Source organism: Streptococcus sp. SCPM-O-B-15277 (M60), assembly GCF_058200335.1.
In genome coordinates this window covers 232543-257822 of record NZ_JBYQGR010000002.1, presented here as the reverse complement: position 1 = coordinate 257822, position 25280 = coordinate 232543, and the positions used below count along the sequence as shown (strand labels likewise).

The following is a 25280-nucleotide window of genomic DNA, read 5'->3' as shown; positions in this document are numbered from 1 at the left end:
TTTCATCTGAATTTCTGTTGCGTTTTTCTACTTTATATCTTAAAGCAAGCAACAATTTTACTCCTTTCAAATTGATACTACACTTATTATATAATATTTATTCTAAATTTTAGCCTAAGTAATCTATAATAGAATTTACTTTCAGATATATTTCTATGTTTCAAACTTTTTGAAACTACTTTCTTTACTCCTCAACAAAGAAAGCCCTGTTTTAGCAGGGCTATTTTTCATTTTTTTAATGACCTACATAGGTAAAGGGAATCTCACTACCACACAACCAGTTGTAAACCTGGTCATTGACATGGACATTCATAGCTTCGTGGGCATATTCTGGCATGAGACGATAGCTCTTTTCACAAGTCAAACGATTGTAGATGGCAAATTGAGTGATTGGGTAGCAGACATCGTCATCAAGTCCTGTAATCATTCTCACCTCACCTTTAATACGATGGGCAAGATTTTTCACATCGATATAGCCAAGTGTCTCCATGATTTGCTCTTCTGTCTCATGGAATGGATCATGGAACTTAAAGTAGCGGAAGAGTTCATCATAGGCTTCACTGGTATTTCCAATCTCTAGCACGCGTCTAAAATCTGACAAGAATGGGTAGATAGCAACTGTTCGCTTGATACGTGAATTGAGACCAGCAGCCACTAAAGCCAAGGCTCCTCCTTGCGAAGCTCCATAACTAGCCAATTGCCCCTCATCTACTTGAGGGAGACTAGCTACAATCTCAATCAATTGATAAATATCAAGATAAACATCCTTATAGAAGAGTTGCTCTTTCTCTTCAACAGCACCACGGATGATTTGCCCCTTAACTGTATTTCCGAGAGGCGAACGTAAGCCGTCTTGTGAGTAACCAGATTGCCCACGAACATCCATCGATACAACCCCATAACCAGCGACGGTAAAGGCTAGCATATCTGTCCAATCCCAGCAACGTCCCATATAACCATGGAAGTGGAAAATAACCGGTACTTTCTTATCTAATTTTGGTAAGACTACACGTGCATAAACAAGTCCATCACGTGTACCTTTAAAGGTTAACTCATAGCACTTAACATTTGGAATATGAAAGTCACGTTCCTCTAGTTGGTAATCTGGCAAGACCGAAACCTTATCAATCTCCCCATCCCAAAAAGCATCAAAATCCTGAGGAACTTCATCTCTTCCTTTATATGTTTTCATTTCTTCTACTAATGCTGGATTTCTCATAGAATTCTCCTTTGTTTTGTAAACGTTATCATAACTGTAGCACATATGGAGAAGCAATGCAAGAAAGAAAGGGAAACGGAAAGTGGATTTAATGTCTGACCCCTGCAAGAATCCCTCTGAAAGTAGTTTTAAAAAATAAAAAGAGCGATTTCGCTCTTTTCTTAGTATTTAGGAGAAGGTTGAATTTCTTTTTGAAATGTCTTTGGGTAATTTACTTTAATAGTCATGAGAGAGTCCTCGTTTCTTTATGATGACTCTAGTATAGATACTCACCCTAAAAGCAAACTTAACATTATCTTAGAAAAAGCTTAATCCAGATATTCTTTCTTCTCTAGATTTAAGGCAATCATGTGCCACTCTGGATCCTCTCGCCAATTAGGGAGGGAACTGATATAGCTAGCTACCTTTCTGGCTTCCTCAAGGATTGGGAAGTCTTCGATGATATCAGCTACATGAAACTCTGGTAGACCTGACTGTTTGGTCCCAAAAATCTCACCCGAACCGCGCATTTTCAAATCTTCCTCCGCAAGGACAAAACCGTTGGTCGTTTCTGTCATGATACGCATGCGGTCTTTCCCAGAATCAGTTTTTGGATTGGCCACTAGAACTGCGTAGGACTGCTTGTCTCCACGACCGACACGACCTCTAAGTTGATGAAGTTGACTAAGTCCGAAACGGTCAGCATCCATGATAATCATGACTGTCGCATTTGGCACATTGACACCGACTTCGATAACCGTTGTGGAGACCAGGATATCTGTCTTTCTCTCTTTGAAATCCTGCATAATCTGGTCTTTTTCATCACTCTTCATTTTCCCATGTAAGAGGGCAACTTTTGCTTTTCCTGCAAAATGAGCCGTTAACTCTTCTGATAAAGCAATGGCGTTTTTAAGGTCCAAGGCTTCAGATTCTTCAATCAAAGGAGAGATAACATAGGCTTGAGAACCTTTCTGAATTTCTCCCTCGAGCCAAGTCAAAACCTGGGGCAGTTGCTCATGTTTAATCCAGCGTGTTACGATTGGTTTGCGCCCTGCTGGCATCTGGTCAATAATAGAAACATCCATATCTCCAAAGGCGGTGATGGCTAAGGTTCGTGGAATCGGAGTTGCCGTCATCATGAGGACATCTGGATTTTCTCCTTTTTCACGTAAAATACGCCTTTGTCCCACACCAAAGCGGTGTTGCTCATCGATGATAATCAAGCCGAGTCGGGCATAGTCCACACCATCCTGTATAAGGGCATGGGTACCGATGATTACATCAACATCACCCTTGGCAATAGTTTCCAAAACCGTACGTTTTTCTGCAGCTTTCAACGAACCTGTTAGGAGAGCAAATTTCAAATCAGGAAAGAGACTCTCTAGACTTTCAAAATGTTGCTCTGCAAGAATCTCTGTCGGAACCATGAGAGCAGCCTGGTAACCAGCCGTTACAGCAGCATACATGGCAAGACCTGCAACCACTGTCTTCCCGCTTCCTACATCCCCTTGTAAGAGTCGATTCATGTGGTGGTCCGACTTCATATCTGTTAGGATTTCTTGCAGGCTTTTTTCTTGGGCTTGGGTCAGAGCAAAGGGTAACTTTTCTTTTACTGCAGTTAATTTTTTCTGAGACCAGTTCAAGACCAGACCACTTCCATCAACCTTATTTTCAGACTTGAGGGTCTGTAATTGCATTTGGAAATAAAAGAGCTCCTCAAACTTGATTCGACGAAGAGCCTGTTTGTATTCTGCCAAATCCTTAGGAAAATGCATGGCACGCACAGCCTGACTTCGGGGCATAAGTTTGTATTTGTCTAGCAAGGACTGGGGGAGATTTTCCTCTATCAAGAGGTCCAGCCCCTGATCAAAGGCGGTCTTGATGACCTTAACAAGTCCTGCTTGACTGACACCTTGTGCTAGACGATAGACAGGCTGGAGGTCATCCTCGACTTGGGCTAAAACCTTCATTCCTGTGAGGCTTGCCTTGGCACGATCCCACTTGCCAAAGACAGCCAAGGTTGCTCCTAGTTCAATCTTGTCAGCTAGGTAGGGTTGGTTGAAGAAATTAACTGCAAAAACAACCTCCCCCTGCTTGAGGCTAAAACGTAGGCGATTACGCTTAAAACCATAATACTGAACACTAGCTGGTGTCACCACCTGACCAGACAGGACTGCCTTCTCACCGTCTTCTAGCTCTAGCACCTGCTTGGTCTTAAAATCTTCATAACGGAAAGGAAAGTAAAGCAAGAGATCTTGCAGGTTTTCAATTCCTAGTTTGGTATATTTCTCTGCAGATTTTGGTCCCACGCCAGGCAAGACATGCAAGGGTTGATGTAAATTCATGCTCCTCTCCTTTCCTTCTGTTTCTTAATGATATTCTCTCGGAACTCGATCACTGAGGAGACAAACTACCTCATAATTAATCGTTCCTCGGTAGACTGCTACATCTGTTGCAGTAATCTCCTTGTCACCGTTTGAGCCAATCAAAGTTACCTTAGTACCCAATGGGTAAAACTTAGGTAAGCGAATGGTGATTTGGTCCATGGATACACGCCCTACAATGGGGCACAATTGGCCATCCACCAGAACTGAGAAATTCTGCATATCTCGTGTCCAACCATCCGCATAACCGATTGGCAAAGTAGCAATGACTTGTTCACTGTCTGCCTGATAGGTCGCTCCGTATCCCATACAAGCCCCAGCTGGAACTATTTTAACATGAACAATAGCAGTTTCTAAGGTCAAGGCTGGTTTTAGTTCATAAGGCAATTCTAAAACTTGTCCACTTGGATTGAGACCATACATAGAATCCCCCATGCGAACAGCATTAAAAATCGTTTCCGCATGCCATAAAGTCGTTGCGGAGTTACTCGCATGTACTAATTCTGGTACTTCCTGCAAGTCATCTAGGATTCCCTGAAAACACGCTAACTGTTGCTTAAAGTAGCTATCTGACTCTTCATCTGCTGTTGCAAAGTGCGTAAAGATTCCCTCGACATTGGCTCCATGTTTCTTGAGTATAGTTTGGGCTTCTTCAGCCTCACTAGCACTTCTAAAACCAATGCGTCCCATACCTGAGTCAATCTTAAGGTGAACGGTTAAGCCGGATAATTCTGACTCAGTCGCAAGGACATGTTCAAGCCATTCCAATCCTGCTACTGTCAAGGTAATATCAAATTCTTGCGCTAGCGGAATTGATTCTACCTCGGATATTCCTAAAATGAGGATTTTCTTAGAAATCCCTGCCTGACGAAGTTCGATAGCTTCATCGATATTAGAAACGCAAAAACCATCTACATCATCCTGAATAGCAGTCGCAACAGCTACAGCGCCATGTCCATAGGCATTGGCTTTCACGACTGCCCATTTGAGAGTTTCTTTGGGAATATGTGCTCCCATTTGTTGGATATTGTAGCGGATTGCTCCTAGATCGATGAGAGCCTTGGTTGGTCTATGTGGACTAGTTTTCATGATTTTCCTCCAAAATAACACTAGCTGTCACAAACTGATCTGTATGGCTAATCGATAGCCAAACTTTTCCTGAAAACGGGGATTTGCTGAAATAGGGAGCCCCTCTCTCATTATTCAAAACTTCCAAGTCCTGAAAGCCTAGCTTTCCAATACCCGTTCCCATAGCCTTTGAAAAAGCCTCTTTAGCTGACCAACGACCAGCCAAATATTCGACCTGTCTACGACCTTTAAGACTGGCAAAGCGCTCCATTTCCTTGTCTGTCAAGACACGCTGCGCAAAGCCCTCTCTTTTTTCAACTGCATTTTGTATGGAAGCTAATTCTTGAATATCGATTCCATGTCCAACTATCATTTTCTTCAAAAGGAGTTGAGACCCCCAACTCCATCCTTTTCACTTATTTTGTTAAGGTAGTATAGATTTCTTCTACCAGGGCTACTGTGTTTTCCCATCCTAGACACGGGTCTGTAATGGAACGTCCAAAGATTTCTGGCTGGTTTTGGCGCCCATCTGCTAAGTAAGACTCGATCATGAAGCCTCGAACTGTCTTCTTGATTTTTTCATTCCAGTCACGATTGAGCAAAGCTTGACGAACAATTCGAACTTGCTCCATATATTGTTTCCCTGAATTATCATGGTTGGTATCAATCATGATAAATGGATTTTCAAGGCCCATAGACTCGTAACGCCCGATAGCATTTAAGAGAGCTTCATAGTAGAAGTTTGGTTCATTCTTCCCATATTCATTCATAGCTCCTCGCAAGATTACGTGAGCCAAGGGATTTCCTGAAGTTTCAACTTCTTGGCCGTGAAAGAGAAAGGTTTGTTTGTTTTGTGCAGCATAGATGGCATTAAACATCACAGATAGGTTTCCAGATGTTGGGTTCTTCATTCCCACTGGTGCATCAATTCCCGAAGCTACAAAACGATGTTCTTGGTCTTCTACTGAACGCGCACCTACCGCATGATAGCTCACCAAGTCATCAACCAAAACCAGATTAGCTGGGTAGAGCATTTCATCCGCTGTGGTCAATCCAGTTTCTGTAATAACGCGATAATGAAGCTGACGAACAGCCTGCAACCCATTAATCAAACTTGGCGCTTTAGAAGTATCTGGCTGATGAACTAACCCCTTATAGCCATCACCATTGGTACGTGGCTTTGCAGTATATACACGCATAACCATGAAAATCTTATCGGCCACTTTTTTCTGCAAGTCTGCTAAACGACGGGCATACTCTAGGACCGCTTCTTCATTATCAGACGAACAAGGCCCAATGACCAAAAGGATACGATCATCCTTACCTGAAAGGATATCTGCTAATTCTTGATCACGATTTTCCTTATGTTGCAAGGTTTCTGCAGATAGCTGTGTTTCCGCCTTAATCGCTTCAATATCGATTTCTTGACCTTTCTCGATAAATGCCATATTATTCTCCTAGTCTTTGGTAGATTTCGCGAACAAGAGCTTCCGTGTTTTCCCATCCTAGGCATGGATCCGTGATAGATTTGCCAAAGATCTCAGGTTCATTTTGACGACCGTCTTCTAGATAAGACTCAATCATGAATCCACGAACATATTTTTTAATCTTTTCATTCCAATCACGGTTAATTAAAGTCTGGCGAACGATACGAATCTGCTCCATATACTGTTTACCTGAGTTATCATGGTTGGTATCAATAATGATGAATGGATTTTCAAGTCCCATCTTTTCATACTGAGCAATAGTATCCATCAAATTATCGTAGTAGTAGTTAGGAATGTTTTTCCCGTACTCGTTAAGAGCTCCACGGAGAATGGCATGCGATAGAGGATTTCCAGTAGTTTCGACTTCTTTCCCTAGGAAAAGGAAACTTTGCTTGTTTTGAGCTGCATAAATACCGTTGAACATGACATTGAGATTTCCAGAGGTTGGATTTTTAAAACCTGTTGCAAAATCTGCTCCACTAGCTACAAAACGGTGTTGTTGATCTTCAACTGAACGAGCCCCAACTGCCATATAAGAAATCAAATCATCTACTAAAGGAAGGTTCTCTGGGTACAACATTTCATCTGCTGTTGTCATTCCTGTTTCAGAAATAACACGATAGTGCAAGTGACGAACCGCCTTGATCCCATTGATGAGGCTAGGCGCTTCTTTGGCATTTGGTTGGTGAATCAATCCCTTATATCCATCACCATTAGTACGTGGTTTAGCAGTATAGACACGCATGACCATAAAGACGCGATCTTTGACTTCTTCTTGCAATTTTGCCAAACGCTTGGCATACTCAAGAACTGCTTCTTCATTGTCAGACGAGCACGGACCAATCACTAATAAGATGCGTTGGTCTTCCCCACGAATAATTGCTTCAAGCTCTTGATCACGTTGGAGTTTGTTCGCAAGTACTTGTCCTTCTAGTTTAGACAAACTACGAACTTCATCAATATTAATTTTAGGGCTTTTTGCTGAAAATACCATTATCCATCTCCTTATAAAGCAAACGGACGCCAAGCGAAAATTCACTTTTCACTAGGCATCCGCCTGAAAATTAGTCATTCTTAACGTCGTTTACCGTGACAGTTTTTAAATTTCTTACCAGATCCACATGGGCATAAGTCATTACGTTTTACTTGACTGAGGTCCAAATCAGCTGGAAGATCTTTCTGTTGCGCAGCAATATTTCGAGTTGCTGTCGTACTGATATGATGCTCAGTTTGTGGTCGTTCTTGTTCATGAATTTGTGCTTTCATCATCAAGCGAGTCACATCAAACTCAATCGAACCAATCATATCATTAAACATACGGAAGCCTTCCGCTTGATATTCCACGACAGGGTTGTTTTGGGCATAACCACGAAGACCAACTGCATTTCTCAACTGATCAAGGGCATCGATATGGTCAGTCCACTTGTTATCTACAACACGTAGAATCAAGACTTTCTGGAATTCTTTCACAGCTTCTTCATCACGAAGTTTAGCAACTTGGCTATCGTAGACTTTCAATGCACGTTGGTATAGTTCATCCTTAATAGCTTGGTCTGACAAACTTTCTAGGTCTGAAAGTGAAATTGAATCTTCTGGAAGCAAATTGTACTTGGCAAAGTTCAAGATTGCTTCAAGCTTTTCATCTTGTTTAGAACGAGCATGCCCATCGACAATTCGTCCAATCGTACGGCGAATCATGGCGTGAATTTCAGGAGCCAAGTCACGTTCTGCAGTGATAACATCATAGCGTTGTGCGTAGATGATCTCACGTTGTTCACGCATAACATCGTCATATTGAAGGACTTGTTTACGAGTATCGTAGTTATTTCCTTCAACACGTTTTTGCGCTGCTTCGACCTGACGTGTCAACATACGAGATTCGATTGCTTCGTCAGACATATTAAGACGTTCAAAGACACCTTTCAAACGTTCTGAACCGAAACGCTTCATCAAATCATCTTCGAGTGACAGGTAGAACTGTGACTCACCTGGGTCACCTTGACGACCTGAACGTCCACGAAGCTGGTTATCGATACGACGGCTCTCATGACGTTCTGTACCGATGACACAAAGACCACCAAGTTCACGAACACCTTCACCAAGCTTAATATCGGTACCACGACCGGCCATGTTGGTTGCGATAGTGATCGCACCACGTTGACCAGCATTCATGATGATTTGTGCTTCTCTGTAGTGGTTTTTAGCATTCAATACTTCGTGAGGTACGCCTACTTCAACCAATTTCTTAGAAAGAAAATCACTGGTTTCAACGGCAACAGTACCTACCAAGACAGGCTGACCTTTTTGGTAACGCGCCTTAACATCTTCTACTACAGCCTTGAATTTTGCATCGAGACTAGCGTAAAGAAGGTCTGAATGGTCGATACGTTGGATCGGACGGTTAGTAGGAATTGGAATAACACGAATGTTGTAGATTTCGCGGAATTCTTCTTCTTCTGTTTTACCAGTACCTGTCATACCTGCCAATTTTTTATACATACGGAAAAGGTTTTGGTAGGTGATCGATGCTGATGTCTTAGTTTCATCTTGGATTGGGACACCTTCTTTAGCTTCAATCGCTTGGTGCAAACCATCAGAGTAACGACGGCCTTCCATTGTACGACCAGTAAATTGATCGACAATCAAGATTTCTTGCTCTTCGCTAACCACATAGTCGATATCAAGAATCATGATGTAGTTGGCACGAAGGGCGTTGTCGATAAAGTGAGTCAAAGCCACATTTTCGATATCATAAAGATTTTCTAGTTTGAAGAAGCTTTCAGCCTTGTCAATACCTGAATCAGACAAACCGATTGTCTTAGACTGAATATCAATGATATAGTCATCTTTATCCAAAGACTTCACAAAGTGGTCAGCCATATGGTAAAGTTGGCTTGTTTCAACTGCATTAGCTCCTGAAACGATCAATGGTGTACGAGCTTCGTCGATCAAGATAGAGTCAACCTCATCGACCAAGGCATAGTTGAGCGGACGTTGAACCATGTTCTCTGCACGAACAACCATGTTGTCACGAAGATAGTCGAAACCAATTTCTGAGTTCGTTGAGTAAGTAATATCACAGAGATAAGCTTCTTTTTTCTCCATTGGAGATTTTGCAGCCAAGTTAATTCCTACTGACAAACCAAGCCATGAGTACAACTCACCCATTTCAGTCGCGTCACGCTCTGTAAGGTATTCGTTGACGGTAACTACGTGGACACCTTTCCCTGAAAGGGCATTAAGGTATACCGGCATTGTCGCTGTCAAGGTTTTCCCTTCACCTGTACGCATTTCTGGAACGTCACCGTGGTGAAGAACGATACCACCCATAACCTGAACCTTGTATGGGAAAAGTCCAAGAACACGCTTAGCTCCCTCACGTACAACCGCAAAGGCTTCGTACAAGAGTTGATCAAGCGTTTCACCATTTTGATAACGTTGCTTAAATTCTTCTGTCTTAGCTTGCAACTGCTCATCTGTCAAAGCAGCCATTTCATCTTCGTATTTGAGGACTTTATCAGCCATCTTTTCTAAGCGGCGGAGTTCCCCTTTATCATTTTCGATGATTGTTTTTAATAAATTTGCCATTTTTTTCCTTACTTTAAATTCTGAATATTTTAGAATGTTCTTTTTATTGTAGCATATTTGCCTAGCTTTTTCAAGAAAGAATCCGTGTTTATACAAGTCAAAAAAGGCTCATTTAGAGCCTTTTTTTGTAAATGTTCAAACTATTGCTAATCATTGATTTTCTTTTAGAAATTTCAAGCCTACTCTTTGGTTGTAGAAGTACTAAAGTCAACCTTTGGAGCTGTCTTAGCTTCTTCGCTTTCTTTAAAGGTTTCTGCCTCTTTAAAGTTCATCATGTTAGCGAAAAGAACTGTTGGAAAGCTTCTTAATTTTTGATTATATTCCGTTGCCACTTTGTTGTAATCCTTGCGGGCTACAAAGATACGATTTTCACTTCCAGCCAGTTCCGTCATGAGTTGTTCCACATTTTGATTGCTCTTGAGTTCTGGATAATTTTCTGTTAGCGAGATCAATCGTGAAATAGCGGAACTCAACTCTCCTTGAGCCTCTTGATTTTCTTTTGAAGTCACGGAGCCATTCCCAATTTTAGAACGAGCTTCCGCAATCTTGGTGAAAACCTCTGTCTCATGGTTCATCTGGCCTTTTACAGACTCTACCAAATTTCCAATCAAGTCAGAACGACGTTGAAGAGCTGTCGCTACATCAGCTTGAGCTTGTTCGACCTTGGTTTGTTCAGAGACAAGTCCGTTATAAGTGCCTACTACTGAGCAACCGCCAAGCAAGATAATAGCCAGCAAAATGCTCAACACATAAATAATTCCTTTATTTTTCATATCTAAACCTACTTATTTCCTTAATTTTTACATGAATATTACCAATCATCGGATGATCCACCGCCATCGAAGCCACCACCGTCCCAGCTACTAGAAGAGTCTGAGCCTGAATCTGACCAAGAAGAACCTGAGTCGGATGAGTCACTAAACCACCATCCTCCGTCAGAGGAACCTCCTCCTCGGCCACCGCCGCCTCCTCTAATAATAGCTATAAATACGATAATGAAATAAATGATTATCCCGAATCCGAACACATTGTCCATAGGGTCACTGTTCTTACGATGACTAGACGAGCTACTATTGCGACTCGATTTTTTCCCACTGATGCTATCAGAATAACGTTTGATTTCAGAGGATTCATCAGATGGAAATGTTCCACTTCCTCTATAAAACTGATTGTCCAAGGCTTTGGCAATCGCTAGAATTCCTTTACCATAGTCACCAGTTTTAAAATCTGTACGGCTAGCTGCCAAGATCTGCTTGGTTTGATAGTCCGTTATTCTAATGGCGGTGTTATTACTGGTTTCAATTCTTGATTTACGGTCTTGAACGGCTACTACAATGAGACTTCCAAAATTATCTCCTGAATAGCCTATCTTCCAAGCCCTGGCAGTTTCATTAGCCACCGTTTCAATGCTTTCTCCTTCCAGACTGTCTACGATATAGACACCTATTTGGAGCTTTTCTGCCTTTTGACTATTGGCTTCATTCAAATCACGAATCTGAGTAACTACTTCCTCTGTCAAATAATGATTTGGGTCATAGATACCATAGTCTGGTTTTTCAGGTGCAGTGAATGCTGATAGGAAGAAAAATGCCATCAGCAAACCAAGTAGACGCACCAAGAAAGGATTCTTTAACAATCTATCTTTTTTCATAATAACCTCCTTATGCAAGGAAAATTGTTTAGAGCATTATAGCATTTTGAACCTTACAAAGAAAGTACGTTTTCATTACAAATCAGTGACAAGGACCAGGAAAATGATGTTAATTTGATGACAAATTCAGTTCTAGCCTCTTGATGTCATTTCCAAAAAAGAAGGTCCGAGAAAGAGGACTTCACTTAGGGATTTTTAGAAAAGCAGATTTTTAGTGACGCCTTCAAGCGGTGACAAAAGAAATAACGACCATACAAGAGTTGCAATGCTCCTGTGTGGTCGTTTTTTTATTTGGTAATGTAATTAACTACTTTCCTTAAACATTCTAGACTACTCTCTGTAGATATGTTTTCTTCACTCCCTGGCGCGGTAAGAGTGAGGTTGCCCCACATAGAGTTTTGATTTAAGTATTCTAATAAAACATTTTCATATGTTCCACTAGCTGAAGAAGAAGTACTTCCTGGATCAGACCATCTCCATCCACCCATTGCATGATAGACAAAACTATCAATCACAATTCCTGACAGATGGTAACTACTAAAATATGTGTCTCTTATGAACCTAAAGTGTTTACAAGTATCTAGTAATAAACCATTGCTACTAGAGTTTTTGTTTTTCATTGCTTCTTGTTCAGCCTTTGGATTTGTTGAACGCCAGTTACCACCCATATTAGTATCAGGATATTTGTATGTACCATCCCAAGAGCCATACCAGTCTGTTTTTTTAAATGCTGGAAGAATTTCAAATTTCATTCCGTCACTAAAGTTTATTTTTACAACTTGCCCATCTGCACGTACTTCGCTACGAGGGTATGATGAAATAATCGCTTGACGAACTGATTGTAATAAACGTGATTGTCCATTACCATTTATCACATCATGTTTTAAATACACATTCTCAGGCAAAACAACCAAAATATCTATATCACTTGTGTCAATTGCAGTTCCACGTCCATATGAACCAACATAGAAGCTATTTTGCGTATCACTTGAAATACCCCAAAATTCTTTATTAATGGCGGCCGTAACGGTATGATAACGTTTTGAAATAGTTGAACGAATACCTTGGTCTATTACTTCGCCTCTCTTTTTTATATAATCACTCATTTTTCTTACCTCCCATGTAGAGAGTTAGGAAGATTACAGTTTATTTCCTCATCAGTAAATTGATTGTCATGATTCACATTTAATGCAGTGCGTGCTTTTTTTACAGCTTTGTCAGTAGTGCGTGGCGCTTCAGCATATAGGACATCTAACTTTTCTACAATATCCTGATACATATCTGCTAACTCATTTACTGTTTTTTGTTTTAGATGAATTAACATTAATAACAATTTTAATTCATCCCTAATTTTCAACAGTTTCTGAGCGGAATTTTTATGAGCTGAAACTAACGTCTGTAAATCAAAAGATTTAAAAAAAGCACTAATGAAAACTGATACAAATGATATTAATGCAGATAACACTTTCAACCACATTTGATCTGTAAATATTAAAGAAACAATCCCAACCGATGTTAGGGATGCAGTTGCTATTTTAATAGTTTCCATGCATTTATATTGTGAAAAATATATATCAGCCTGTTTTTCTTGGATTTTGTGTGACCATACAACACTTCCAAAAGTATTTCTTACAGAATCCTCCAATATAGAATATTCATCATCCACGAAACGAACCTCCTTTGTTATTACGAAACTCAATAAACATTTTCTGGAATATTTGAGAATTTAGATATCCCTCTTGAATTACATCCATATTGTATCCATTTACCTTTTCAAAGCAAGGCAACCATATGTTGTCGTTATAGTTTTCTTTGTTTTTCCAATTTTGTTTAAGGTATTCTTTAAACTCTTCTTTTTCAGCATTTGTATCAAACACAAGGATACATTCCATAAATCTATCATGTGCTATTGTCTCATCATCACCATCTGGATGATAGTAAAACTCATGGACGATATATTCAATTGAGTCTTTAATGAAATACTTAAACGCAATATCCCAATGATGATATTGTGTTAATAATACACCGTCAGTTCTAGGAGAAGGCGTAAAATAACGACCACCATTAAGCGATAATCCTTCTAATGAAGCGAGCATTGTTTGGTAATAATACAAATTGATATCATACCATCTAGAGTGAATATCGGTTTGATTAAACAAGTAATATTGATATCCATTTTTACTTTCGTCTATATTATTCTCTATAGTAAATTCAGGTGAAAATCTGTAATACCTTTTCTCTGTACAACAATAGTGGGGAGAATAATCCCACAAGTCAGATCTTTTCAAATAAAGCATCATTCTTTCTAATGGCGGTGAAAGTAATCCGAAACGTTTTTTCCATAGTGTCTCTATTTGCGATAAATCAGCAGATTTATTCTTTGGTGTATTTGAATCCATTACTCGTGTGTAGATATTATTAGCCATTACAGACTGATAATGATCAGTTAAATAAAATGGTGTTGTATTACTGTTGTGTATAACAATTACATCTATTTCATTTTTGCCGAAGGAGATATTTTTAACACTGACAATAGGTCTAACTCCACCAGCAAAATGCTTTTCTCTTAAAAAATCAACCAATTTCTGTGTGTTTTTCTGTTTGGATCAGACTTCACAGAGGAAAATGAATAATCATTTTCCTCATCAACACCAATAATAATATAAGCATCTCTATTCAGAAGAGTGTTAGCCATACAAATAATATCATGTAGTAAATCAGCTTTCTTGTCTTGGGAATACCATTCTCGTTTAAAATCCCAATAGTTGCCTTCCTGCTTTAGTGAAATTAACTTTTTGATATCATATTTGTTCATTAAATAGATACCTCCAATCATTCACAACTAACACTATTGTTACTAGCTATCCAGCAATTACATCTTCTATAATCTGCTTAACTTTTTTATTGCTTAACTGTGTATGGAACGAAACAGTGTATCCATCGATAGTAAGTTGCTTGAAGAAAGCCTCAGCACATTTTATCTTAGCATCTTCAATACCACGAAGTGTAGACTTATTTTCTACCAGCTTTGTTTCCACAATAATGTTCAATTCCTTTGTTCCGTCTTTATGCTTAACAACATACATAAAGTCAGGGCTATAGTTTTCGCCGACTATCGTAGGAATAGCAACGCTTGATTTTGGGATTTTTCCGTAGACTACAACCTCATCAATATCAGTCATGATATTAGCTTTTTCAAGAGGTGAGTCAAAAACAATCTTATCATACAGATATTTGTCTGAAGGTGTACCTTCAGCAAATTTTGTACCTACATTTCCTTGTTTAATAACATCCCTAGGCGTTCCGTCTTTGTAAGTTAATGCAGTTTCGGTTACAGGCTGAGCAGATTGTTTATACTTAAAGCGGGTTTGCATCCTCTCGATACGCCAATCTGTAAAAGCAGATACAATATTTGCTACAGAATATTCGTTTATGTATTCTTCAGGAATGTCCTTCTCCTTGGAAAGTTCACACATAGCTTTGTGAATTTCGGTAATAGGAAGGCTTGTCTGTTGGCTAATTCTTTTCAAAAACTCATTATAAGGAATAGAGCGTTTTATCGAATAAGATACACCTGTACCCTCCCTAGTAACCATCGCATTTCCTTCTGTTTCCACTTGATCTCGATGACTATACAAGGTTACATTACCGAAAATTCCAATTCTTCTCAAAATATCATACAATGCCTGCGGGATTTCATCTACCAAATCCACATCATAGAATAAGTAATATTTGTGGTTGATGCGTTCCCATAGCTCTTTTAATTCAGAGTATACAGCTTTTCTTACATGAATTACTTCTTTCTTATTCTTGTTAACATCAGTAACCTTATTGCTGCCTACACCTGTAGCAAATTCTGGATAATCCGCATAAAAAGCATCTCTGTTTTCGGTTTGAATCTCAGAGTTACGATTTATGTATTTTTTACTCATCAATTCTATGAACAAGTCATCCGGGTCAACACCTCGCTCTTTAGCAACTTTATCCAATGCATCTTGAGAAAGAGTAAGAGTTTCTGGTAATTCACCATTAATTTCATCAACAAGTCTTTCAGCAAAATCAGCTTCAGTAAAGTCAACAATATAATTAAGCTTAAATTCCTCGTTAGAGATACGGTTACCATTTTCATCGACAGGAAGACGAAGTCCACGACCTACCTCTTGCAATTTGCTGTTATCACTTCCGCTGGAACGTAATTTTGCAATTGTGAATACATTAGGATTGTCCCATCCTTCTTTCAAAGTCCATTTAGAGAACAGAAATCTTCTTGTGTTGAATGAACCATCCTCTTTACGAAGCGAAATGAGACCTTTCTTATTATGAAGGATATCAGCAACTTCATTTGCAATAGCTTCATCTGAGTCACTATTATCCTGTGCAAAATAACCGGCATGACAAGCAGGAATATCGGCTTTGCTTGCTTCAAGGTAGTCTTTGTATTCCTGTTCGTTATCCGGAAGTGTTAGTAATAATTCTTCGATTTTCTCAAGTAACAATCTTTCAAACATCATTTTCAGATAAGCCTCTTTGCCGTCTTCTGAATCACGGTAAGAAGTAATATCATCAATGAAAAACAGTGCCAGAGTTTTAATTTTGAATTGTCTTCCAGAGAAATTCTGACGTTCAGTTTCAAAATGTCTCTGAATTGCCAACTTCAGCATTTGTTCTTGATAAGATGAAGAATAAATATCGGTGTTGAATTCTTCACCTTGATATTTAACTTGTCCATTTACCAACTCAATGAAGTTTTTACCAATAGCACTGATTGTAAGTCCCTCAAAAGATGAATCAATTATAGAAAGCGAATCCCCGGGTGTAAGTGTATAAGTCTTTGTTTCCTCGCCACGTTTTTTGAATTGGAAAGTAGCAGAAGTTTTTGATACTACGGATAATAGTTTAACCTTTTCTTCCTTTCTTGATAAGGGTTCAAAATGTTCCTTCGCAATGCCTTTAATCAAATTTAGATTGAAGGAATCACAAGCATTAAGTTCATATACAAGGTTATTAAAGTCCTTAAAAGTTACCTTATTTCTTCCTTTGCCAACAGTTGTATCCGGGAAGGTTGCTCCATAACGAATAATAATCTGTGGACATAATTCTTCAACAATTGCTTTATATGCTTTCTGGTCACGAGAAAATCTATGTGGTTCATCAATAATTACAACAGGCTTTGTTGCTTTTAATGCATCAAAAGGTCTATAAAATCCCTCAACTAAATAATCGTAGTCTGATCGAGTAAGCATGTTACCATTTGTCAGCAACTGCATATTAACAAGTAATACATAAATCTTGTTTGAGTTCTGGCATGAGCCTGTTACAAAATCACGTACAGCAGGAGGCATAGCTAAAAAGCCTTTTTTCTTTTTCTTTGGACTTTCCAATACGCTTAATTCGATGTCACAGTTATAGCCACACGCATCAGAAAAGTGATGTTTTACATAGGTATCATCAATAAACTGTGATGTACCTGCCTTAATTGGAAGAGAAGGTACGGCAATAATAAACTTATTAAAACCAAACTTTTTATGCATCTCATAAATTGTTTGTGTATATACATAGGTCTTACCTGTACCTGTTTCCATCTTAATATCAAGGTTCAGGTACTCTCCGTCATCACGGCAACCTCTATAATCAGCACGAATATTCTTTTGAACTTCCGTCAAATTATGAACCAAACGAAGTTCTTTTCTATCAAATGTTGGATTTTCATAGGCAAGGTGCGGCTTTATCATTGTGATTCCATCAAGGGCAGAAATTATGGCATCAACAGCTTTCTGTTGATGGTCCAATTCTCGTTCTAATATAAGTTCCAAAACCTGCACCTCCTTAATATCTGATATCCAGATTGATTTTCAAATTTTTTTCAGAATCACGGAGAATCTTTACATTCGTTTTCAAGTTCTCCATTTCCACATAGTTAAAACTATATCCAAAGAGAACTATATTCTGTGGATTAAATGCTCCTTCTGTATTGTACTTTTCGACTAGAGCCTTGACAGCATCCTCAGAAAGCCCCGGATTGATAAGATACAAATGATTTTCACACCAGTATGCTGTGTAGCCTGCGAGGTCAATCATTTCACAGTTGTTTACAAAACCATAATTGTCATGTACCAACCAAGTAGTAAGCACTGTCGCAGTACCGAACTCATCATATACAGTTGTATCAGTGATAAATCCGCTGCTATCGAATTTTTCGATTTTATCTAATGTTGTTTGGCTTACTTCATGTAAGGTATAATGCTTAAACCCAAGGTCAGCGGTAGTATCGGGGCATTCTTCACGCATCTTATTTGCTGCTCGTATGATTCGTTCTAAACCAAGATAGTCAATAGTATGAGTTCTGTGGGCAGAATCTAAAAAAGCAATATTTTTCTTTATATTTCTCAATGTTTCTCCAGAAGCAGTCTTCAATTTATCATCAAGATTTTCTGGTAATTGTATCAAAATGCATGAAATATTACTGTTCCTGTCTTGGTTCAATTCATAAACAGCTTGCATTGTTGTAGCCGAACCACTGAAAAAATCACACACAATTCCTGTCGTTTGTCCAGAAATACCCATGTGCAATACTCTTTTTATAAGTTCTACCGATTTAGGATAATCAAATTCAACATCTGGTAAAATTGCTTTTAGAGTTCTTCTTGCTACATCTGTTGATAATTCGCCACCCTGCCAAAATGACTTGGCTTTTGAAGTTCTTTCTTCACCTTCATCAAATTCGTCAAATTCATCATCAAGTACAACAGGGTTTAATGCCGGATTCAAATACACTCTGTGCTTTATTCCCCATCTTCCTTTATTGTTTTTATCTGGATGCAGAATATTAAGCGAATTAGCAACATGGTCTTTTCCCCATCTCCAACGTCCATCGCTACCGTCTCCGCGTAACGGAATAATTTTTTCATAACCATTTAAGGCATTCATAGATATATCCCCAGTTTCCGGATTGAAATATATAGGGAAGTACATATTAGGTCTGTCTTCACGTCTATCAGGACGTCCACGCTTGCGTAAATCTCTCAATGCATACAAATTACCATTTTCATCAGTATATTTGTATTGTTTTTTTTGTTCATCTGTTAACGGCAAACCACCAGACACAAAATTTTCACTAACATACATCAATAAATATTCGTGTGTAGTTGCAATATTTGCTCTATCATTGCGTCCTTTTAAATTGTTGACAACGGCAATTTGCCCTGCAAAGTTCTGTTCGCCAAATATATCATCACAAACCAGTTTTAAATTACCTTGTTCATTATCATCTATTGATATGAAAATAACACCATCTTTTGATAATAGTCCTTTTGCCAACTGCAAACGAGGATACATAAACATCAACCACGCTGAATGTGACGCACTGCCCCTGTTTGTCAAATCGAGAATACGCTGCGCTTGTTCCTCATCAATACTAAGTTTCTCAACAAGTTCTTCAACAGTAAAGTTAAACTTATCATTATACACAAAGCCATCAGAGCCGGTGTTATACGGAGGGTCAATATAAATGCACTTTACTTGTCCAGCATATGATTTAAGTAGATGTTTTAGTCCATCAAGGTTATCACCACTGATATATACATTTTCACTGTTTTTATTTTCAGGAAGACTGTTGTGTGCTTCGTCTGGAACAATTACTGTTTCAGTATCAAGTGATGCCAGCATTTTTGCATAGTTTTTACCTAAAAACTTTAATTCGTATCCCTCACGGGAAATATCAATCTTATCCTTTAAGAATTCGGAAAATCTTACCATGTCAAAAGTACCATCGGCACGAAAGCATGATGGGAAATTTTCTTTCAAAATGTTTATTTCTCTCTGATTTGGTGTAGCTAATTCATTCGCTGTAATAATGTCCTTAATCATTTTGATTTACTCCTTACTTCAAAATCAAGCCATGCCTCTTCTACATCTGAATAATCAACATCATGTTCTAGGCAGAACTCTTTTATATTTTTCATAGCATTAAGGTTAGGCTTTGCTTTACCGCCTTCCCATCTATTCACAGTAGAAAATGCCACCTGTACTTCTTTGGCAAAATCTTGCTGTGTCAGAAAACATCGTTGTCTGATTCTTTTAATTTCTTCTGGAAATCCCATGCTGCATCTCCTTAACTCAAATATTTCGATAATATAGCGTTATTATATCATGTAATTATGAATTTTTCTACTTCCTGTGACTAACTCGTATAGTTGCAGGATATTTTTATCTTTCTTCAAAAAATATCCTTTTTCATCTTCTCCCAAGGTTAACAGATAGAAGGACAGAAAAAGTCCTTCAATTGCAAGAAGACAATTAACAACGACTCATCTGAATGGGTTATCTTCAAGAATATTCATGAACCGATTATAGATCAAGAAACTTTTGATATTGTTCAGCGAATCCGAGATGGTAGGCGAAGACTTACACCTATAGGTGAAATACCTGTATTAAGTGGAATGCTATTCTGTGCCGACTATGGTGCTAAAATATATCAAGTCAAGGTAAGAGGCTGGACACACGAGCAGGAACATTTCGTATGTGCTACATGCAGAAAAACCAAAAGTGGTTGTTCTTCTCATCAGATTCATAATGTTCAGGTTGAAGAAATTCTGCTGAGAGAAATAAGAAAGATTACTGCTTATGCCCGTGAACAAGAAGATAAATTCGTAGAGCTTGTAACCAAGCAAAGCAAAAAGGAACTGAACCAACAGCTTCGTAGCAGCCACAAGGAACCGGAACAGGCAACTACAATAATTACAAAGCTTGATACAATTATCCAAAGACTTTATGAGGATGACATTGATGGCAAGATTTCTGATGAACGATCTATGAAGATGACTGAAAACTATGAGGCAGAGCAGAAAGAATTACTTAAGCGTACAAATGAGCTAAAGTCTTTCATAGACCAGGCAAAAGAGCAATCCTTGAATGTAGATTCATTTCTCAAAGTGGTACGAAAGTATACTGATATTACTGAAATCACGGGTGAGATTATTCGAAGCTTTATTGAGAGAATTGATGTTTACAAGCCTGAAAAGGTGCCGGGAACAAGAACCAAGAGACAGACAATCTGCATCCATTGGAATTTCATTGGTGCAGTTGATATTCCCACAGAATAAACAAAAACGGCATAACCTACAATGCTGTAAGTTATGCCGAAATTTTAAAGGGTTAAAAATCCCTTAGTGAGTCAACCTAACCTTCTTTTTTTATTCTTTTATTTTCGTTTTCTTGCGATCAGATGAATCGGTGTACCTTCAAAGACAAAGGCCTTGCGGATTTGATTTTCCAAGAAACGCAAGTAAGAGAAGTGCATGAGCTCTTCTTCGTTGACAAAAATCACAAAGGTCGGTGGTTTAGTTGCCACTTGAGTCGCATAGAAAATCTTGAGACGTTTCCCTTTGTCTGTCGGTGTTGGGTTGATGGCGATAGCATCCATAATGACATCATTCAAGACTGCTGATGGGATACGGGTATTTTGACTCTCGCTGATTTGTTTAATCATCTCTGGAAGTTTGTGGAGACGTTGCTTGGTCAAAGCCGAAACAAAGATAATCGGTGCGTAAGGTAGATATTGGAACTGTTCACGAATATCCTCTTCCCAGTTTTTCATGGTGTGGTTATCTTTTTCAAGAGTATCCCACTTGTTAACTACAATGATCATCCCTTTACCAGCTTCGTGGGCAAATCCTGCGATACGCTTGTCGTACTCACGGATGCCTTCTTCAGCATTGAGGACCATCAAGACTACATCTGAACGGTCAATAGCACGCATGGCACGCATGACTGAGTATTTCTCTGTGTTTTCATAGACTTTACCAGACTTACGCATACCAGCCGTATCAATCATGGTAAACTCTTGGCCATCCGCATCTGTAAAATGTGTATCAATGGCATCACGAGTTGTACCAGCTACAGGACTGGCAATTACGCGATCTTCTCCCAAAATGGCATTAATCAAGCTAGATTTTCCGACATTCGGTCGACCAATCAAGCTGAATTTAATGACATCTGGATTTTCATCTTCGACTTCATGTGGAAGATTTTCGACGATGGCATCTAATACATCCCCTGTACCAATCCCGTGCACAGATGAAATTGGCAATGGTTCACCCAAGCCAAGAGCATAGAAATCATAGATATCATTTCGCATTTCCGGATTGTCAACCTTGTTGACAGCTAGGATAACAGGTTTATGAGTTTTATAGAGTTTACGGGCTACGTATTCGTCAGCATCTGTGATGCCTTCTTTTCCAGAAACTACAAAAACGATGACATCAGCTTCTTCCATGGCAATCTCTGCCTGGTGCTTGATTTGTTCCATAAACGGAGCATCAACATCATCAATCCCTCCAGTATCAATCATACTGAAAGAACGATTGAGCCACTCACCAGTAGCATAGATGCGGTCCCGTGTTACACCTTCAACATCTTCTACGATTGAGATGCGTTCCCCTGCAATACGGTTAAACAGGGTTGATTTCCCAACATTGGGACGTCCTACGATGGCAACAGTTGGTAAGGCCATGTTTTCTCACTTTCTATAATAAGTTCTTTTGTTCAAGATTTTCTCTAGTCGAGCTTGGTTCAGGCTGACCGAATTGCTCTGCAAGACGTTGACTCCAAGTCGTAGTCGCACGAGCTCCTGCATATTCGGTCTGCACACGGTCATAGGCTTCAATAGCCTCAGCTGTTTGTTCTTGGTATTCTTCCTCAAAAACAACATTCTCTAGTGGCAATCTTGGTTTTACATCATGTTTTTGGTTCGGCACACCAAGTGCAATCCCAAAAACTGGGTAGGTATAGTCAGGAAGCTTGAACAATTCTGCCAATTCAACAGATTTGTAACGCACCAAACCGATGATTACTCCACCATAGCCAAGGCTTTCTGCCGCAAGCAAGGTATTCTGTCCAGCCAAGGCTGCATCTACTGAAGTGATTAGGAGTCCTTCCACCCCTTGAGGTTGGAAAGTATCGGTATGGAGACGAGCCCCTTTTTCTGCACGGTTTAAATCTCCTACAAAGAGGAGGAAGGCGGCAGACTGACGAATCGCTTCCTGAGGAACTAGCTCAAAAAGAGCATCTTTCTTTTCTTGACTTCTGACTAGAATCACAGAATAAGATTGGAAATTTTTCCAAGAAGAAGCCATTTGCCCTGCAGATAAAATGGTATTTAAATCTTCTTGAGGGATCGCTTCTTCTTTAAATCTGCGAACCGAGGTATGAGATTTCATTAAGGTGATTGTTTCACTCATCGGCGGTTTTCTCCTTCTAGTCGTGTTTCCTCTGCTAAATAACGGATACGCTCCATCACACGTCTAGCTTCCCATGTTTCATCATTTCCATTCTTGCCTTTGGCAAAATGTTTTTCCAAATCTTCAAAATTGAAATTCGAGGTAAAGAAGGTTGGCAAATCTTCCTGCATACGATATTGGAGAATGACTTGCAAGACTTCATCACGCACCCAAGGCGTTGATTGCTCCGCACCAATATCATCAAAAATCAAGACTTCAGCTTGCTTGATTTCATCGACTAAATTCTTGACATTCCCATCACCAATAGCATTTTTGACATCAATGACAAAGCTCGGATAATGAAGAAGGGTAGATGAAACACCACGTTTTTCAGACAAATCATGGGCTAGGGCAGCCACCATAAAGCTCTTCCCGACTCCAAAGTCTCCATAGAGATAGAGACCTTTACGGACTTCTGGATATTGCTCAACAAAAGTAAAGAGCTTTTCAAAAACTGGCATGCGTCCCAAGTCATCCAAATCAACTTGAGCCAAACTAGCTTTTTTAAGACTAGCTGGAAGATTGATTAGTCTGAGACGGTTCTTGATAGCCGCTTCTTTCTCAGCCGCAATCAGTTCCGGAGTTTCCTCATAGGATACATCTGCGTAACCATGATTCATGACTAAAATTGGCTTATAACCTCGAGCAATATAGTCGGTATCTCCGCGAAGGAACTTATCACGTTCGGTGATGTATTGATTAAACTTAGAGATACTACGATTCAATTCCTCTTGACTGAGAGATTCCTTCTGGATAAAAGCCGCAACATCTGGATCTTTTACAATCTGCTGGACCAAGTCCTGGTATTGAAAACGGCTGGGATGATCTTTAAGCACATCTCCTACACTTTCCATCTAGTCTCCTCCTTTTCCTAATCGGTCTAACATTTCTTTTTTCTTACGTTCTAACTCCAAGCGAGTTTCTTCGCTGGTTTCATTTTTATATTCTGGATTACTCCATTTTGGGACATTACTTTTAGTTTGGCTTGTTTTCGCTGATTTTTGTTCTTGCCCCTTTTGATTCTTCTCTCTGATTCGAAGTACAGCTTCTTCAGCAGTTCTGATCTTGTTATAAGAGTAATCGTTGGCCACTTTCATGGCATATTTTTCATTGAGGTTGGCAGAATCAACCTTGTTGAAGGTCAAGAGGATAACGACATTGATAACTTCATCAAGCAAGCCTAAATCTGCCATCTGCTTTAATAAATCGCGTTCGGCTTGGATAATTCCAGCATTTAAGGTTTGTTTGATACCCGCTAAAAATTGCAGGGCAGTCTTACTTTTAGCTTCTCGGATAATGGTCGCTTCTTGGGGACTAAAGTCCGAAGAGACAGACTCTTGTGCTAATTTTTCACGCATACGCTTGACAGAAATAACTTGTGAAACAGCTGTCGCCTTAGCCAATTGATAGGTCTCAAACCAAGTCCATTTTTTCTCGTCAGAGATTTTAAATAGCTCTAAGACATCTGACTGTTCATCTTGGAAACGAAGATTGTCTCTCGCCATAAGTTGACGAAAATGCTCCAAATCAAAATCATTTTTAAAATCAGCTTTTACTGGTGTCTCATCATGACTAGCCATGTCTTCTATCTCTGGAAAGGCCTGACTCAAAGAAACGGTCAAAGGCTCTCCACCTGCAGACTCTTGGCGAAAATCAGAAACTGCTGGCTCACCGATTTTTTTCTCCAATAAGGTACGATAAACCGTATGATGCAAGAAATCTGAGCTAGAAAGCGTTGGATGAATAGCAAGTTCATAGCCGTCACCCTTTTGATAGAGGGTAACCAAATTGAAGGCTGATAAGATTTTAAAAGCCTTTAAAAGCCTGTCCATCCCAAAATTGAGATGATTGAGAATAGCTGCAAAAAGGTGTTCTTTTTGTCCATCATCCCAAAAAGCTAAGGTATAAAGGTAAAGACTCAGCGCATCCTGACCGATAATCGGGAGGTAGCACTGCACCAAAGTTGTGGGATCTTGCGACACCCGATTATTCTTTAGAAAAGAAAAACGATCATTAGGCTTCATTTATTTTTCCTTTTTCTTCTTTGAAGATTGCGTAATTTGTTTGAGAAGATTTTCGAGCTCACTCACGTCCTTAAAGCTACGATAGACACTAGCAAAACGAACGTATGTGATTTCGTCGAGTTCAGCTAACTCTTCCATGACGAGCGAACCAATATCTTCGCTCTGAATTTCATTATCATTGCGACTGAGGAGTTTTTGTTCGATACGATTGACCACCATGCCAATTTCATCACTGGACACCGGACGTTTTTGGGCTGAACGGATAATCCCATTAAAGATTTTATCTCTTGAGAACTGCTCCCGTGTGCCATCCTTCTTGACCACAACCAGCGTTCTTTCTTCTACACGTTCATAGGTTGTAAAACGATGCTGGCATTCTTCACACTCACGTCTTCTTCTAATCGTATTTCCTTCTTCAGCCTGACGGCTATCGATAACACTTGATTTAGTAGCGCCACATTTTGGACAACGCATGCCTTCCCCTCCTTGTCGTTTTCTTTTCATTATACCATTTTTTGAGCAATTCCCAAAATAATTCTCCTTTTGGCTTGACAAGTTTTTTGTTTAGTTGTATTATTTAAGTGATACAAAAAGAAATTGTAGA

Annotated in this window: 22 protein-coding genes and 1 pseudogene; 2 read left to right on the top strand and 21 right to left on the bottom strand. The window is 39.3% G+C overall.

The window, feature by feature from the left end; genetic code table 11:
- Positions 1–235: 235 nt before the first annotated feature.
- From AC3E9F_RS04730 to AC3E9F_RS04655, 16 genes are all read right to left on the bottom strand, one after another.
- On the bottom strand, positions 236–1219 hold the full coding sequence (locus tag AC3E9F_RS04730; protein ID WP_263394383.1) for an acetylxylan esterase: 984 nt from the start codon (positions 1217–1219) through the stop codon (positions 236–238).
- 308 nt (positions 1220–1527) lie between these two features.
- Positions 1528–3543, bottom strand: a complete 2016-nt coding sequence (gene recG / locus AC3E9F_RS04725; RefSeq protein WP_263394382.1) for an ATP-dependent DNA helicase RecG — start codon at positions 3541–3543, stop codon at positions 1528–1530.
- 24 nt (positions 3544–3567) lie between these two features.
- Positions 3568–4671, bottom strand: coding sequence for an alanine racemase (gene alr / locus AC3E9F_RS04720; RefSeq protein WP_263394381.1), 1104 nt, complete (start codon positions 4669–4671; stop codon positions 3568–3570).
- The gene (gene acpS / locus AC3E9F_RS04715) at positions 4661–5023 is read right to left on the bottom strand and encodes a holo-ACP synthase (protein ID WP_263394554.1); all 363 of its coding nucleotides are present in this window, start codon (positions 5021–5023) and stop codon (positions 4661–4663) included. The genes alr and acpS overlap by 11 nt, the downstream gene beginning before the upstream one ends.
- A 43-nt stretch (positions 5024–5066) precedes the next feature.
- A complete protein-coding gene (locus AC3E9F_RS04710) occupies positions 5067–6098 on the bottom strand; it encodes a 3-deoxy-7-phosphoheptulonate synthase (protein ID WP_490672870.1) in 1032 nt (343 codons plus the stop codon).
- Position 6099: 1 nt separating this feature from the next.
- The gene (locus AC3E9F_RS04705) at positions 6100–7131 is read right to left on the bottom strand and encodes a 3-deoxy-7-phosphoheptulonate synthase (protein WP_263394379.1); all 1032 of its coding nucleotides are present in this window, start codon (positions 7129–7131) and stop codon (positions 6100–6102) included.
- An 80-nt stretch (positions 7132–7211) separates the two neighbouring features.
- Entirely contained in the window at positions 7212–9725 is a 2514-nt protein-coding gene (gene secA / locus AC3E9F_RS04700; protein WP_263394378.1) for a preprotein translocase subunit SecA, read from the bottom strand.
- A gap of 179 nt (positions 9726–9904) precedes the next feature.
- Positions 9905–10498: a LemA family protein gene (locus AC3E9F_RS04695; RefSeq protein ID WP_490672869.1), complete on the bottom strand. Its 594-nt coding sequence runs from the start codon at positions 10496–10498 to the stop codon at positions 9905–9907.
- A 38-nt stretch (positions 10499–10536) separates the two neighbouring features.
- Positions 10537–11376 (bottom strand): TPM domain-containing protein, encoded by an 840-nt coding sequence (locus AC3E9F_RS04690; protein ID WP_263394377.1) that lies wholly within the window; start codon positions 11374–11376, stop codon positions 10537–10539.
- A 287-nt stretch (positions 11377–11663) separates the two neighbouring features.
- Positions 11664–12482, bottom strand: coding sequence for an SMODS domain-containing nucleotidyltransferase (locus AC3E9F_RS04685; protein WP_263394376.1), 819 nt, complete (start codon positions 12480–12482; stop codon positions 11664–11666).
- A gap of 5 nt (positions 12483–12487) precedes the next feature.
- A complete protein-coding gene (locus AC3E9F_RS04680) occupies positions 12488–13042 on the bottom strand; it encodes an SLATT domain-containing protein (protein ID WP_263394375.1) in 555 nt (184 codons plus the stop codon).
- Positions 13035–13958 (bottom strand): ATP-binding protein, encoded by a 924-nt coding sequence (locus AC3E9F_RS04675; RefSeq protein ID WP_263394374.1) that lies wholly within the window; start codon positions 13956–13958, stop codon positions 13035–13037. The genes AC3E9F_RS04680 and AC3E9F_RS04675 overlap by 8 nt, the downstream gene beginning before the upstream one ends.
- Entirely contained in the window at positions 13943–14191 is a 249-nt protein-coding gene (locus AC3E9F_RS04670; RefSeq protein WP_263394373.1) for an AlbA family DNA-binding domain-containing protein, read from the bottom strand. The genes AC3E9F_RS04675 and AC3E9F_RS04670 overlap by 16 nt, the downstream gene beginning before the upstream one ends.
- A gap of 46 nt (positions 14192–14237) precedes the next feature.
- A complete protein-coding gene (locus AC3E9F_RS04665) occupies positions 14238–17189 on the bottom strand; it encodes a type III restriction-modification system endonuclease (protein ID WP_490672868.1) in 2952 nt (983 codons plus the stop codon).
- A 13-nt stretch (positions 17190–17202) separates the two neighbouring features.
- Positions 17203–19242, bottom strand: a complete 2040-nt coding sequence (locus tag AC3E9F_RS04660; protein WP_490672867.1) for a site-specific DNA-methyltransferase — start codon at positions 19240–19242, stop codon at positions 17203–17205.
- Positions 19239–19475, bottom strand: coding sequence for a helix-turn-helix domain-containing protein (locus AC3E9F_RS04655; RefSeq protein WP_490672866.1), 237 nt, complete (start codon positions 19473–19475; stop codon positions 19239–19241). Before AC3E9F_RS04655 ends, AC3E9F_RS04660 begins: the two co-directional genes overlap by 4 nt.
- A gap of 156 nt (positions 19476–19631) precedes the next feature.
- On the opposite strand from AC3E9F_RS04655, the pseudogene AC3E9F_RS04650 reads away from it, so the two are divergent.
- Positions 19632–19760: pseudogene (locus AC3E9F_RS04650) on the top strand (recombinase family protein); the annotation flags it as partial.
- Positions 19761–19814: 54 nt separating this feature from the next.
- Complete coding sequence (locus AC3E9F_RS04645) at positions 19815–20477, top strand: DUF4368 domain-containing protein (RefSeq protein ID WP_263394370.1); 663 nt, start codon at positions 19815–19817, stop codon at positions 20475–20477.
- A 98-nt stretch (positions 20478–20575) separates the two neighbouring features.
- Here AC3E9F_RS04645 and der read toward each other — a convergent pair whose 3' ends face one another.
- The 5 genes from der to nrdR are packed head-to-tail and all read right to left on the bottom strand — an operon-like array spanning position 20576 to position 25150.
- Positions 20576–21886 (bottom strand): ribosome biogenesis GTPase Der, encoded by a 1311-nt coding sequence (gene der / locus AC3E9F_RS04640; protein WP_004250788.1) that lies wholly within the window; start codon positions 21884–21886, stop codon positions 20576–20578.
- Between the two features lie 13 nt (positions 21887–21899).
- Complete coding sequence (locus AC3E9F_RS04635; RefSeq protein WP_263394369.1) at positions 21900–22613, bottom strand: NADPH-dependent oxidoreductase; 714 nt, start codon at positions 22611–22613, stop codon at positions 21900–21902.
- The gene (dnaI, locus tag AC3E9F_RS04630; RefSeq protein ID WP_490672865.1) at positions 22610–23506 is read right to left on the bottom strand and encodes a primosomal protein DnaI; all 897 of its coding nucleotides are present in this window, start codon (positions 23504–23506) and stop codon (positions 22610–22612) included. The genes AC3E9F_RS04635 and dnaI overlap by 4 nt, the downstream gene beginning before the upstream one ends.
- Positions 23507–24676 carry a replication initiation and membrane attachment family protein gene (locus tag AC3E9F_RS04625; RefSeq protein WP_490672864.1) on the bottom strand — a complete coding sequence of 390 codons (1170 nt, stop codon included), beginning with the start codon at positions 24674–24676 and terminating at the stop codon, positions 23507–23509.
- Positions 24677–25150 carry a transcriptional regulator NrdR gene (nrdR, locus tag AC3E9F_RS04620; RefSeq protein WP_004250782.1) on the bottom strand — a complete coding sequence of 158 codons (474 nt, stop codon included), beginning with the start codon at positions 25148–25150 and terminating at the stop codon, positions 24677–24679.
- Positions 25151–25280: the final 130 nt, after the last annotated feature.